Source organism: Pseudomonas sp. TR47, from assembly GCF_044143025.1.
GTDB lineage: Bacteria > Pseudomonadota > Gammaproteobacteria > Pseudomonadales > Pseudomonadaceae > Aquipseudomonas > Aquipseudomonas putida_E.
Window position 1 is genome coordinate 172,405 of sequence record NZ_JBHFCS010000009.1, and the last position, 13,394, is coordinate 185,798.

At 62.1% G+C, this 13,394-nt stretch carries 8 protein-coding genes and 1 pseudogene; 5 read left to right on the forward strand and 4 right to left on the reverse strand.

Features of this window, described 5'->3' with window-relative positions; translation table 11 throughout:
* Position 1: 1 nt before the first annotated feature.
* Positions 2 to 1,609 carry an ATP-binding protein gene (locus ACEWE8_RS12560; protein WP_046787471.1) on the reverse strand — a complete coding sequence of 536 codons (1,608 nt, stop codon included), beginning with the start codon at positions 1,607 to 1,609 and terminating at the stop codon, positions 2 to 4.
* Positions 1,606 to 2,304 (reverse strand): response regulator transcription factor, encoded by a 699-nt coding sequence (locus ACEWE8_RS12565; protein WP_039604244.1) that lies wholly within the window; start codon positions 2,302 to 2,304, stop codon positions 1,606 to 1,608. Before ACEWE8_RS12565 ends, ACEWE8_RS12560 begins: the two co-directional genes overlap by 4 nt.
* 680 nt (positions 2,305 to 2,984) lie before the next feature.
* On the opposite strand from ACEWE8_RS12565, the gene ACEWE8_RS12570 reads away from it, so the two are divergent.
* Positions 2,985 to 5,864 (forward strand): ribonucleoside-diphosphate reductase subunit alpha, encoded by a 2,880-nt coding sequence (locus ACEWE8_RS12570; protein WP_046787472.1) that lies wholly within the window; start codon positions 2,985 to 2,987, stop codon positions 5,862 to 5,864.
* Between the two features lie 241 nt (positions 5,865 to 6,105).
* Positions 6,106 to 7,356 carry a ribonucleotide-diphosphate reductase subunit beta gene (locus ACEWE8_RS12575; RefSeq protein WP_012313106.1) on the forward strand — a complete coding sequence of 417 codons (1,251 nt, stop codon included), beginning with the start codon at positions 6,106 to 6,108 and terminating at the stop codon, positions 7,354 to 7,356.
* Positions 7,357 to 7,823: 467 nt separating this feature from the next.
* On the opposite strand, the gene ACEWE8_RS12580 is transcribed toward ACEWE8_RS12575, so the two are convergent.
* The gene (locus ACEWE8_RS12580) at positions 7,824 to 8,675 is read right to left on the reverse strand and encodes a hypothetical protein (protein WP_046787473.1); all 852 of its coding nucleotides are present in this window, start codon (positions 8,673 to 8,675) and stop codon (positions 7,824 to 7,826) included.
* 166 nt (positions 8,676 to 8,841) lie between these two features.
* A pseudogene (locus ACEWE8_RS12585) lies at positions 8,842 to 9,664 on the reverse strand (type II toxin-antitoxin system HipA family toxin); the annotation flags it as partial.
* A gap of 438 nt (positions 9,665 to 10,102) precedes the next feature.
* Between ACEWE8_RS12585 and ACEWE8_RS12590 the strand changes: the two are divergent.
* The 3 genes from ACEWE8_RS12590 to ACEWE8_RS12600 all read left to right on the forward strand — a co-directional run bounded on the left by ACEWE8_RS12590 (position 10,103) and on the right by ACEWE8_RS12600 (position 13,335).
* On the forward strand, positions 10,103 to 11,341 hold the full coding sequence (locus tag ACEWE8_RS12590) for an OprD family porin (protein WP_046787474.1): 1,239 nt from the start codon (positions 10,103 to 10,105) through the stop codon (positions 11,339 to 11,341).
* 282 nt (positions 11,342 to 11,623) lie between these two features.
* A complete protein-coding gene (locus tag ACEWE8_RS12595; protein WP_046787475.1) occupies positions 11,624 to 12,430 on the forward strand; it encodes an NAD(P)-dependent oxidoreductase in 807 nt (268 codons plus the stop codon).
* Positions 12,431 to 12,456: 26 nt separating this feature from the next.
* Positions 12,457 to 13,335: an SMP-30/gluconolactonase/LRE family protein gene (locus tag ACEWE8_RS12600; protein ID WP_046787476.1), complete on the forward strand. Its 879-nt coding sequence runs from the start codon at positions 12,457 to 12,459 to the stop codon at positions 13,333 to 13,335.
* Positions 13,336 to 13,394: the final 59 nt, after the last annotated feature.

Genomic DNA, 13,394 nt, shown 5'->3' on the forward strand with positions numbered 1-13,394 from the left:
CTTACAGCGGCGCCTGCTCGCGTGGCCAGTTGAGGCTGAAGCAGGCACCGCCCAGCGCTTCACTGCGCCCTACCGTGGCCCGGCCGGCGTGCCAGTAGATGATGCGCCGCACGATCGACAGGCCCAGGCCATGCCCTCCCGAAGCCCGGGTACGGCTGTCGTCGAGCCGGGTGAAGGGCGTGAAGATACGGTCCCAGTAACCTTCGGGGATGCCCGGCCCGTCATCTTCCACTTCGATGCGGCAGCGCTGCTGGCCCAACTGATAGCTCAGCCGTACTTCAGCCCGGGCATGGCGCAGGGCATTGCTGACCAGGTTCTGCAGCGCCCGATGCAGATAGCGCGGCTCGGCCTCGACCCAGGCGTCTTCGCCATCCTGAAGCTGACAGGCACCACGCACCAGCCTGACGCCGGCATTGAGCGGGGCCAGCTCGTCGATCACCCGGTCGAGCAAGGCATCCAGGTCGACGCGCTGGAACTTCAGGGCCGGCGCGCCCTGCTCCAGGCGGGCGTAGGTCAGCATCTCGTCGACCAGCCTGTCCAGGTCCTGGATATCGCCGTCCATGCCCGCCAGGTGCTTGGCCCGGGCCTGTTCGGTCGGTGCGCTTTCAATCATTTCCAGGCCAAAGCGCAAACGCGCCACCGGCGTGCGCAACTCATGGGACACCGCCCGCACCAGCTCGCGCTGCATGTTCAACGAACGCTGCAGGTGTTCGGCCATGCCGTTGAACGCCGCCGCCAGGCGCCCGACCGAATCGGCATCGCCGGCGGGCACACGGGTTTCCAGGCTGCCCTGGGCGATGCGCGTGGCGGCCATTTCCAGGCCCGACACCCGCCGTTCCAGCTGGCGCACCAGCAGATAGACCACCAGGCCAATCAGGCACAGGCCGAGGAACGCGATCAGCACCAGCAATTGCGGCGGATAGGGGTTGAGCTGATACAGCGGGCCAATCTCCAGCACCCAGGGCGAACCCGGCAAGCCTGCGAACACGCGGATCGAATCGCCATCCTTGCCCAGCGCCATGACCGTGTCGCCCTCCTCTACCCGGCGCCGCTGGTCATCGTCCAGGCCGACCCGCTCCAGGCGCTGCAGGGCGATACCAAAACCGAACCCCTTGCTCTGCCTGATCTGCGCCAGGCGCTGTTGCTGTTCGGTGACCGGGAAGCGCACCAGTTCATCGGCGAGCAGATAGAGCGTGGCCCGCGCCAGCTGCTCGCTGACCTGCTTGACCTCGGCCACCAGCAGCAGGTCTTCCTGGCCCACCTTGCGCAGCACCTGGGCGGCGTGCGGGCCGGTTTTCTGCACCACCACCAGGGCGCGATTGAGCCGCGCGCGCTGGCCGCCATCAAGGGTGCGCGCCGACAGGGGTTGCAAGTCCAGCGGCACGCCCAGCAAGCGCTCCCACATCAACAACGAGCGTTTGCGTTCGGTTTCATTCTGCTGGGCCAGGTTGTCAGCCATCAGGCTGAAGGTGCCCTGGGCCAGGCGCTCGCGGTGCTGGGCGGCGCGCACCTCGTTGACCAGGTGCAGGCTGAGCACACCAAGCAGGGCCACCAGCACCAGCACCGCGAGCATGCCGCCATAAATACGCAGGAAGATCGAGTTGTTCATGGTGCATCGCCGACGAACAGGTAGCCCTTGCTGCGCAGGGTCTTGATAAGACGGGGGTGGATCGGGTCGTCGCCGATCTTGGGGCGGATCTTGGAAATGCGCACGTCGATGGAGCGGTCCTGGCCGTCGTAACCGACACCGCGCAAGGCGGTGAATATCTGCTCACGCGACAGTACCCGCCCGGCATTGCTGGCCAGCAGCCAGAGCAGGTCGAACTCGGCACCGGTAAGTTCGATCAGCTGTTCGCCGAGCCGGGCTTCGCGCAGGCGGTTGTCGATACGCAGGTCACCAAAGGCCAGCTCCTGGGTTTTGCCTTGTGCCGGCTCACTGCGCCGCAGCAGGGCCTGGATGCGTGCCAACAGCAGGCGTGGGCGCACCGGCTTGCACACGTAATCGTCAGCACCAAGGTCCAGGCCCTGGACCTGGTCGAGCTCGTCGCTGCGGGCGGTGAGCATGAGGATGGGGCCTGCGTACTGGCCACGTACGCGGCGGCAGATGCTCAGGCCGTCTTCACCGGGCAGCATCAGGTCGAGGATGACCATGTCTGGCTGGCTGTCGACGATACGCCGGGCGGCGCGCGCACCATCGCCCTCCACTGCCACCTCGAAACCGTTGGCCTGCAGGTATTCAGCCGTGAGCTCGGCGAGGCGCTGGTCGTCTTCGACGATCAGGATGCGGGGTACGGGTTGGTCCATGGCGTTTGCCTTGATTGTTGTTTTTGCGTTGCCTGTTCCGGCCCCATCGCCGGCATTGCCACTTTAACCAAAAGGCAACATCGCCTGCCGATACTACGTCCCGCACCCGGCACTGCCAACCTCAGCGGAAACACCCCTGGACTGAACCGTTTTTTGTGCTAGGGTTCGCGCCCTGAAAAATCTGCACCGGGGCAACGAGCCGCAGAAAAATACTGCAAACCACTTGGTACAAGGCCTACAGCGAATACCCACTATTCACTCACAAAGTACGCACAACTTATCCACAGGCGCTCGCCTTGCAAAGCCCCCGATACCGCATTATCTTGTATCCCCAGCGCAGCGAACCACTAGATGTTGGGTTTCACACACCAACGCCAAGCATGAGTCAGCAGACAAATTCAAGCGATTTTTCTGCCTGAACTTATTGTGGTTTCAACAACCAAACCGCTCCAGCGGAGATGGAGAGCAACAGCTTTTGGGCTAGCCCCATAGCCTTTGACTTCGGCCAGGGAGCGGCATGTTCTTTGCCCCTTATTCCTGAGTCTGTCCCGAAGTCGGTACGCCCGAGCGGGCGGATGCGCGCGCATGACGCATCCCCGCCAGGGCCGTCGAACAAGTGGACAGAACGGTGGGCGCCCAAAAGGCGCCTGAACATATAGAAACTGTGGAGACACCCACCCATGCAAACCGACACAACTCGCGAGAACCCGCAGGCTTTGGCGCCGCAGGCCGCCGATTCCAACCAGGATCTGGCCGCGACCGCTCCGGGCCAGCTGCGCGTGATCAAGCGCAACGGCACTGTCGTCCCTTACACCGACGACAAGATCACCGTGGCCATCACCAAGGCGTTCCTCGCAGTTGAAGGCGGCACCGCCGCTGCCTCGTCGCGCATCCACGACACCGTCGCGCGCCTGACCGAGCAGGTCACCGCCACGTTCAAGCGTCGCATGCCATCGGGTGGCACCATCCACATCGAAGAAATCCAGGACCAGGTCGAACTGGCCCTGATGCGTGCCGGCGAGCAGAAAGTCGCCCGTGACTACGTGATCTACCGCGACCAGCGTGCCAAAGAGCGCGCTACCCGCGCCAACACCGACGCCGCAGTCGAGCCGCACCCAAGCATCCGCATCACCCTGGCCGACGGCAGCCTGGCGCCGCTGGACATGGCGCGCCTGAACACCATCATCAGCGAAGCCTGCGAAGGCCTGGCCGAAGTCGATGGCGACCTGATCCAGCGCGAAACCCTGAAGAACCTGTACGACGGCGTGGCCATCAAGGACGTCAACACCGCCCTGGTGATGACCGCACGTACCCTGGTAGAGCGCGAGCCGAACTACTCGTTCGTCACCGCCCGCCTGCTGATGGACACCCTGCGTGCCGAAGGCCTGGGCTTCCTGAACGTTGCCGACAGCGCCACCCACCACGAGATGGCCGACCTGTACGCCAAGGCACTGCCGGCCTACATCGCCAAGGGTGTCGAGTTCGAGCTGCTGAACCCGGCCCTGGCCGCCTTCGACCTGGAAAAACTGGGCAAGGCGATCAACCACGAGCGCGACCAGCAGTTCACCTACCTGGGCCTGCAGACCCTGTACGACCGCTACTTCATCCACAAGGATGGCGTACGCTTCGAGCTGCCGCAGGTGTTCTTCATGCGTGTGGCCATGGGCCTGGCGCTGGAAGAGAAAGACAAGGAAGCCCGTGCGATCGAGTTCTACAACCTGTTGTCGTCCTTCGACTACATGGCCTCGACCCCAACCCTGTTCAACGCCGGTACCCTGCGCCCGCAGCTGTCGAGCTGCTACCTGACCACCGTGCCGGACGACCTGTCGGGCATCTACCACGCGATCCACGACAACGCCATGCTGTCGAAATTCGCCGGTGGCCTGGGCAACGACTGGACTCCTGTGCGTGCACTGGGCTCCTACATCAAAGGCACCAACGGCAAATCCCAGGGCGTCGTACCCTTCCTGAAAGTGGTCAACGACACCGCCGTCGCCGTGAACCAGGGTGGCAAGCGCAAAGGCGCTGTGTGCGCCTACCTGGAAACCTGGCACCTGGACATCGAAGAATTCATCGAGCTGCGCAAGAACACCGGTGATGACCGTCGTCGTACCCACGACATGAACACCGCCAACTGGATCCCTGACCTGTTCATGAAGCGCGTCTTCGATGACGGCAAGTGGACCCTGTTCTCGCCCTCGGAAGTGCCAGACCTGCACGACCTGACCGGCAAGGCCTTCGAAGAGCGCTACGAGTACTACGAAGCCCTGACCGAGTACAACAAGATCAAGGTGTTCAAGACCATCCAGGCCAAAGACCTGTGGCGCAAGATGCTGTCGATGCTGTTCGAGACCGGCCACCCATGGCTGACCTTCAAAGACCCGTGCAACCTGCGCTCGCCGCAGCAGCACGTGGGCGTGGTGCACAGCTCGAACCTGTGCACCGAGATCACCCTGAACACCAACAAGGATGAGATCGCGGTCTGCAACCTGGGCTCGATCAACCTGCCGAACCACATTGTCGACGGCAAGCTGGACACCGCCAAGCTGCAACGCACCGTGAACACCGCCGTGCGCATGCTCGACAACGTGATCGACATCAACTACTACTCGGTGCCGCAAGCGCGCAATTCGAACTTCAAGCACCGCCCGGTCGGCCTGGGCATCATGGGCTTCCAGGACGCACTGTACCTGCAGCACATCCCTTACGGCTCCGACGCTGCCGTGGAGTTCGCCGACAAGTCGATGGAAGCGGTCAGCTACTTCGCGATCCAGGCGTCCTGCGACCTGGCCGATGAGCGCGGCGCGTACGAGACCTTCCAGGGTTCGCTGTGGTCCAAAGGCATCCTGCCGCTGGATTCGCAACAGATCCTGATCGAGGCCCGTGGCCAGAAGTACATCGACGTCAACCTGGAAGAAACCCTGGACTGGGCGCCGGTACGTGCCCGCGTACAGAAAGGCATCCGTAACTCGAACATCATGGCCATCGCGCCGACCGCGACCATCGCCAACATTACCGGCGTGTCGCAGTCCATCGAGCCGACCTACCAGAACCTGTACGTGAAATCGAACCTGTCGGGCGAGTTCACCGTGATCAACCCGTACCTGGTGCGCGACCTGAAAGCCCGCGGCCTGTGGGACTCGGTCATGATCAACGACCTGAAGTACTACGACGGTTCGGTGCAGCAGATCGAGCGTATTCCGCAGGAGCTCAAAGACCTGTACGCCACCGCGTTCGAAGTCGAGACCAAGTGGATCGTCGATGCCGCCTCCCGTCGTCAGAAGTGGATCGACCAGGCGCAGTCGCTGAACCTGTACATCGCCGGCGCTTCGGGCAAGAAGCTGGACGTGACCTACCGCATGGCCTGGTACCGTGGCCTGAAAACCACCTACTACCTCCGTGCCCTGGCCGCGACCAGCACCGAGAAGTCGACCATCAACACCGGCAAGCTCAACGCCGTGTCCAGCGGCGGCGACAGCGCCCCGGCCCAGGCCGCAGGCCCGGCGCCAGTGCCGAAGGCTTGCGCGATCGACGAGCCGGACTGCGAAGCCTGCCAGTAAGGCTTGGCTGAGGCTTCCCCCGGGAAGCCTCATTTCTGTGCCACGGCACGGAACCCTGTAGGAGCGGGCTTGCCCGCGATGAGGCCGGCCCAGCCTGTGCCTCCCTACAGCCAGACACAACAAGCCGGAGCCCACCGCTCTGGTCAGCCCTGCCCGGGCACTGCAGATTTGCGTGCACCGCACCGCAACCAAGATCCACCGGCCATACTCCATTCATGGCCCTCAAGCAGGAGAACTCACCATGCTGAGCTGGGACGAATTCGACAAAGAAGACGGCGAAGTAGCCGCCAAAGGCAACACCCCTGCGCAGGCCAACGCCGCCGCCACACTCGACAAACTCGACAGCGCCGGCGGTGCTGCCGCCCTGGAAGCCCGTGCTGCCACCGCCGCCGACTCCGACGCTGTTAAGCGCGCCAAGGCCGCGCTGGACGCCCTGGACATCGCCGAAGGCCTGGCCGAGCTGGAAGGCTCCTCGGCCCGCGTCGCCGTTGACGAAAAGCGCATGATCAACTGCCGCGCCGACCTGAACCAGCTGGTACCGTTCAAGTACGACTGGGCCTGGCAGAAGTACCTCGACGGCTGTGCCAACCACTGGATGCCGCAAGAGGTCAACATGACCGCCGACATCGCCCTGTGGAAGAGCCAGGACGGCCTGACCGAAGACGAGCGCCGCATCGTGATGCGCAACCTCGGCTTCTTCTCCACCGCCGACTCCCTGGTTGCCAACAACCTGGCCCTGGCCGTGTACCGCCTGATCACCAACCCGGAGTGCCGCCAGTACATCCTGCGTCAGGCTTTCGAAGAGGCGATCCACACCCACGCCTACCAGTACTGCATCGAGTCGCTGGGCATGGATGAAGGCGAGATCTTCAACATGTACCACGAGATCCCGTCGGTCGCGAAGAAAGCCGCCTGGGGCCTGAAGTACACCCGCGCCATCTCCGACCCGGAGTTCAACACCGGCACCGTCGAAACCGACAAAGAGCTGCTGCGCAACCTGATCGCCTACTACTGCGTGCTGGAAGGCATCTTCTTCTACTGCGGCTTCACCCAGATCCTGTCCATGGGCCGCCGCAACAAGATGACCGGCGTTGCCGAGCAGTTCCAGTACATCCTGCGTGACGAGTCGATGCACCTGAACTTCGGTATCGACGTGATCAACCAGATCAAGATCGAGAACCCGCACCTGTGGGATGCGGCGATGAAGGAAGAAGCGACCCAGATGATCCTGCAAGGGACCCAGCTGGAGATCGAATACGCCCGTGACACCATGCCACGCGGCGTACTGGGCATGAACGCGGCGATGATGGAAGACTACCTCAAGTTCATCGCCAACCGTCGTTTGACCCAGATTGGTTTGAAGGAAGAGTACCCAGGGACGACCAACCCGTTCCCATGGATGAGCGAGATCATGGACTTGAAGAAAGAGAAGAACTTCTTCGAGACGCGCGTGATCGAGTATCAGACGGGTGGGGCGTTGAGCTGGGACTGACCCCAACGATAAGGCTGCCCTAGGGCAGCCTTTTTTTTTGGCGCTAGACAACTGTGAAAGCGGCCTTGAGTCGCAACAGGGGTACATGGCAGCTCCAAAAATCCGGCCGCATGTGCCATTGCCGGGGCCGCTGTGCGGCCCTTTCCGACCGGTCCGGCGCCCCGGCAAGGCCGCTACAGATGGAATTGCGTAGTACGGGAGATTTGTGTTGGTAGCTGCTGGCCAAGGCCCACCATGGGCGGGCTCCCGTGAGCCCTCGGAGCAATGGGTCTCAACCGGTCAGGCGCTGCGCAAATGAGGAGGCCCCGCCCACGCCGACAAGAGGGGTACGGCACAGCGAGGTGCCGGGACTGGACATGCCAGTCTACGTGGTCGAGGGCGAGGCCAGATCTGAAGATAGCGCAGGGTCGCGGTAGGGTCCACAGGCAATTGGGTTGGATTTGTTAACCATGTATCTGGTTTGCGCTCTAAACGATGTCTTGGGTTTGCAAGGGCTGCGCCTGCGGTGCCTCAAGCAGGTTGTGCAAGGTATTGAGGAACAGGTCGAAGCTCATGATCCCGTTACCGACGGTCGACAGCAGTGTTTGGCCGCTCTCGTCCTTGATAACGACCAACTCGGTCCACTGATTGAGATCGACATTGCCCAGGCTGTTCAACGAGACCTTGCGGCCATCGATCTCGAGCGCGTCGCGGGTGACAGTCAGGGGCTTGGTGGTGACGTTCAAGAAGTCGCCGCGGAGGCGCTTGCCCCATACCTGGCTGGTGTCCAGATAGTTGAACTGCACGGCCCCGCCATTGTGAAGCGTGGCCAATACCGCTGGTAGCCGTTCGTTCAGATAGTGTTCGCGCACCTGCTCGATAAAGGCGAACAGGCCCTTGAGGTGCGGATTGACCCGGCGCAAAGGCTCGCTTGCGTTGCGCCGATACGCCAGATTGTTGGTCAGGCCGGCGAAGGCGGTCTGCCCGGAGGCGAACAGGTACAGGTCGTTCATCTCGCTGAAGGGCACGTAGTCACGCTGGTTGCCGATGACCTGGCAGATGCCTTTTTCGTAGACCTCGTAACGGGCTTTGCGCAGGGTTTTCTGCCACAGGGCCAGCGCGAACATGCTCAGGCCGAGCACACCCAACAGGACGATGGTGGAATAAAAGATGCCCCTGGGGCCGTTGAGTTGCAGGTTACTGGCAAGGCTCAGGTAGCCGACGAAAGCGGCCAAGGCGAGGAAGATGCTGCCCAGGATGATCATGCTGATAATCAGCGCTTTGCCGTAGCCGTAAGTGCCCAGCAGGTTGCCGGTGGACGTGGGTGGGGTGGATTGCATGGTGGTGCCTCCTTGCTTGTGAAATGAAACATCATGTCTCTGATGGCACTAGGACATGCTTTGTTATCAATGGTTCACGGGGAAGTCCGGATGAAGATGACCACTAGGGGATACCTGCTCTGCGCTACCGAACCGCCCTGTGTCCCGTGGCTTTTGATTGTATTGGTCAACCAAGTAACGCAACATTTTCCTCTGCGGCTCTGCACAGTCTGCAGGGTCTCTTGCGTGATCATTCCGGGGTAGCTGCGCTGCGCCTGTTCTGTAAATTGACGGGCAACCGCGCAAATGCGGTCGATGAGTTCACTGGCCACTGCCTGCGGAATTTCCGCCTCACCTGCCAAGGCCAACATCTCCTTGCGGCCAATATCCAAAGCCTCCCCCATCACATCCATCTGGTGATAGCCCCCAGGGCCTTCACAGAACGTCACATCATAGGCAGGCGCCAGCGTCCACTCGCCAGTGCGGGACATGAGGTAAGCGAAGTTTTTCGGGTGATCGTCGCGGTTGTTGAATGCCACATTGAACACGGCGCGCTCGAAGGCACGAGCCTTCTCCCGCACGTCATTGGTGCACATGTGCGTGGCACGCAGGAAGTTGACGTAATCCAGCGCACCGGGCGATCTGAAATCGGCACCGGTAAATGCGGCAAGGCTTTGCATCGGCACACGCAGGCCACCCTGTCGGTCGAAACGCTTGCTGGCAAAGGCCGCTTGCCCATTGGGCAGGCTGAAATGCTAAGAGTCCGGTGTCGCTATACCGCACAAGCGAAGGCACTCGGCGTAGACCATTTCTATCGCGCAGACCTCTGGGTGCTCTTGCTTGGCCGGAAATTTGATCAGCCAGGCTTCAAGGCCTGGTTTGGCGACAGTGGTGAAGGAGCCGGTGTGGTCATCGCGATAGACCAAGGCCTTCGGCCTTGCACCTTGAGGTGAGCCACCAACGAGCAGCAGTTTCTGCAGAAACTCACCGCCCCCACCCTTAAGCACTTCATGCGCAGCGTATGTGAAAATAAGGTCGGAACAGACGCCTCTCAGCTACTTTAGTCGTAGTACCTCTATAAGGAAATCTCGAAGCCCGGGCTAGAGCGGCCATTGCTTGAAATGCGCTGTTCAAGGCTGCCATTTCTTCAATACATTGCGCCAGCAAGCGTTGACATCCCCATCGTCGCTTGATAAAAAACCGATGACGTTGTACGACAACACATAACAAGAACAACAGTCAGTGGAAGATCTCCCCATGTCGACCCCCATCGCGCTACACCCAAGCCTCTCGCCGCCCCTCATTCCAGCATGCACGGCCACCTAGTGCCGTAACCCTGTTTCACCCTACCCGGCCTTCACCGGCCCGTACCCACCCGCCCCTGCCGCAGGCCGCTTGCGCGTGCCCGGTGGACGGGCTGCCGCACCCTTTTGTGGAGCACAACAATAATGAAAATCTGCCATACCCTTCCCTTCGCCCTGCTGGGCGCCGGCATGATCGGGAGCTTGCCGGGCACCAGCGTGGCCGCAGGCTTCATCGAAGATTCCAAAGCCACGCTTGGCCTGCGCAACTTCTATATCAACCGCAACTTCACCAACCCCAGTAACCCGCAGAGCAAGGCCGAGGAGTGGACGCAAAGCTTCATCCTCGATGCACGCTCTGGGTTCACCGAAGGGCCGATCGGCTTCGGCGTGGATGTGCTGGGGATGTGGTCGGTGAAGCTCGATGGCGGTGGCGGCACCTATGGCACCGCCCTGCTGCCGCGCCATGACGATGGGCAGCCGGCGGATGACTTCGGGCGCCTGGCGGTGGCGGGCAAGGCGCGGATTTCCAAGACTGAACTGAAGGTCGGCGAGTGGATGCCGGTGCTGCCGATCCTGCGTTCCGACGATGGCCGCTCGCTGCCACAGACCTTCCGCGGTGGGCAGGTCACCTCTAACGAAATCGCCGGGCTGACGCTGTACGGCGGGCAGTTCCGCGGCAACAGCCCGCGCAACGACGCCAGCATGGACGACATGAGCTACGGCGGCGGCCTGTCGGACCGTTTCAACTTCATCGGTGGCGAATACAAGTTCAACCAGGACCGCACGCTGGTCGGGCTGTGGAACGCAGTGCTCAAAGACGTCTATGAGCAGCAGTACCTGCAACTGAGCCACAGCCAGCCGGTCGGCAGCTGGACCTTCGGCGCCAACCTCGGTTACTTCCACGGTGGCGAAGACGGCTCCGAAAAAGCCGGGCAACTGGACAACAAGACGTATTCGGGGATGTTCTCGGCCAAGTATGGCGGCAACACGTTCTGGGTGGGCCTGCAGAAGGTCGATGGCGATACCTGGATGAGGGTCAACGGCACCAGCGGCGGCACCTTGGCCAACGACAGCTACAACTCCAGTTTCGACAATGCCAACGAGCGCTCCTGGCAGGTGCGTCATGACTTCAACTTCGTCACCGTTGGGGTGCCGGGGCTGACGCTGATGAACCGCTACATCAGCGGGCAGGACGTGCATACCGGGGCGGTGACCGACGGCAAGGAGTGGGTGCGGGAAACAGAGCTGGCCTATGTGATCCAGAGCGGGGCGTTCAAGGATTTGAGCGTCAAATGGCGCAACTCGTCGATTCGGCGCGACTACAGCAACAACGAATTCGATGAGAACCGGTTGATCTTCAATTACCCGCTGTCGCTGTTGTAACCCGGGCTAACGCGTTTCCTGTGGCAACGGCCTTGTGTGGCAATTGCCTGGCGTAGGAGCGGCCTTGTGTCGCGAAAGGGCTGCGCAGCGGCCCCCGGCAATGGGGCCGCCTGCGAAGTTCTTGGGGCCGCTGCGCGCCCCTTTCGCGACACGAGGCCGCTCCTACTGTTGACCACCAACCAGGCGAAAGCCGCACACGCCTCATTGACAACTGCCAACCCCACTGCCAATAATCAACACAGTCATACGACAACCTACAACAATTAACAAATAGAGCCGGCCATGACCACTACCCCCCTCAATCGCCTGCTGCTCACCGGAGCCGCAGGCGGCCTGGGCAAGGTCCTTCGCGAACGCCTGCAAGGCTACGCCGAGGTCCTGCGCCTTTCCGATATCAGCCCGATGGCACCTGCCGCGGGTGCGCATGAAGAGGTCGTGACCTGCGACCTGGCCGACAAGGCCGCCGTCCACGCACTGGTAGAAGGCGTAGACGCCATCCTCCATTTCGGCGGCGTATCCACCGAGCACTCCTTCGAGGACATCCTCGGCCCCAACATCTGCGGTGTGTTCCACGTTTACGAGGCGGCGCGCAAGCATGGGGTCAAGCGCATCATCTTCGCCAGCTCCAACCACACCATCGGTTTCTACCGCCAGGACGAGCGCATCGACGCTCACGCTCCACGCCGGCCCGACAGCTACTACGGGTTGTCCAAATGCTACGGCGAGGATATGGCCAGCTTTTACTTCGACCGCTATGGCATCGAGACCGTCAGCATCCGCATTGGCTCGTCCTTCCCCCAGCCACAGAACCCACGCATGTTGTGCACCTGGCTGAGCTACGACGACCTGGTCCAGCTCATCGAACGTGGGCTGAACACCCCCAACGTCGGCCACACCATTGTCTACGGTGCCTCCGACAACCGCACCGTATGGTGGGACAACCGCCATGCCGCGCACCTGGGCTACGAGCCTAAAGACACCTCCGAGGTGTTTCGCGAAGTGGTAGAGGCCCAGCCGGCACCTGCCGCCGATGACCCGAGCATGGTCTATCAGGGCGGCGCCTTCGCCGTAGCCGGACCGTTCAACTGACACCCAGTGCTCCAGGAGGCCCGGCCATGAACTGCGAACTGATCGTCGACGCCCGCAACGGCACCGGCGAAAGCCCCGTGTGGCACCCCACCGAACACGCCCTGTACTGGGTCGACATTCCCGCACGCCAGCTGCATCGCTGGCAGCCCGATGGTGCCCATCAGACCTGGCAAGGCGACGAGATGCTCGCCTGCATCGCGCGCACTGAGCGGGGCTGGATCGCCGGCATGGAAAGCGGCATCTTCCAGCTTGAAACCAGGGCCGATGGCAGCCTTGCCAGCCACTTGCTCAGCGCCGTCGACCATGCCCAGAGCGGCATGCGCTTCAACGATGGGCGCTGTGATCGCCAAGGCCGCTTCTGGGCCGGCACCATGTTGATGGACATGCAGCAAGGCGCCACGGTCGGCGCGCTGTACCGGCATGACGGCGAGGGCCAGTTACACCTGCAGCAGGACGGCATGATCGTGCCCAATGGCCTGGCCTTCAGCCCCGACGGCACACGCATGTACCTGTCGGACTCGCACCCCGACGTGCAGAAGATCTGGGTGTTCGACTACGACATCGACAGTGGCATACCCCACAACAAGCGGCTGTTCGTCGACATGCGCGCCTTCCCCGGTCGCCCGGACGGCGCTGCCATCGACCAGGACGGCTGCTACTGGATCTGCGGCAACGATGCCGGTCAGATCCACCGGTTCACGCCGGATGGCCGCCTTGACCGCTCACTCAACGTGCCGGTGAAAAAGCCGGCGATGTGCGCCTTCGGCGGCGCCAACCTGGACACCCTGTTCGTCACCTCGATCCGCCCCGCAGGCATCGACCTCTGCGACCAGCCGCTGGCTGGTGGGGTATTTGCCTTCGAACTCGGCGTCAAAGGCCTGGAGGAACCTGCCTGCCGGGGCTGAACACCCGTACTGCCAACCACACTCGTACGCCCGAAACCGGATAATAAAAACCACGGAGT

Excerpts from the sequence above, each read along its gene's own strand:
- ACEWE8_RS12565 (WP_039604244.1), bottom strand. The coding sequence starts at position 2,304 with ATGGACCAACCCGTACCCCGCATCCTGATCGTCGAAGACGACCAGCGC.
- ACEWE8_RS12580 (WP_046787473.1), bottom strand. The coding sequence starts at position 8,675 with ATGCAATCCACCCCACCCACGTCCACCGGCAACCTGCTGGGCACTTAC.
- ACEWE8_RS12590 (WP_046787474.1), top strand. The coding sequence starts at position 10,103 with ATGAAAATCTGCCATACCCTTCCCTTCGCCCTGCTGGGCGCCGGCATG.
- ACEWE8_RS12570 (WP_046787472.1), top strand. The coding sequence starts at position 2,985 with ATGCAAACCGACACAACTCGCGAGAACCCGCAGGCTTTGGCGCCGCAG.
- ACEWE8_RS12595 (WP_046787475.1), top strand. The coding sequence starts at position 11,624 with ATGACCACTACCCCCCTCAATCGCCTGCTGCTCACCGGAGCCGCAGGC.
- ACEWE8_RS12600 (WP_046787476.1), top strand. The coding sequence starts at position 12,457 with ATGAACTGCGAACTGATCGTCGACGCCCGCAACGGCACCGGCGAAAGC.
- ACEWE8_RS12575 (WP_012313106.1), top strand. The coding sequence starts at position 6,106 with ATGCTGAGCTGGGACGAATTCGACAAAGAAGACGGCGAAGTAGCCGCC.
- ACEWE8_RS12560 (WP_046787471.1), bottom strand. The coding sequence starts at position 1,609 with ATGAACAACTCGATCTTCCTGCGTATTTATGGCGGCATGCTCGCGGTG.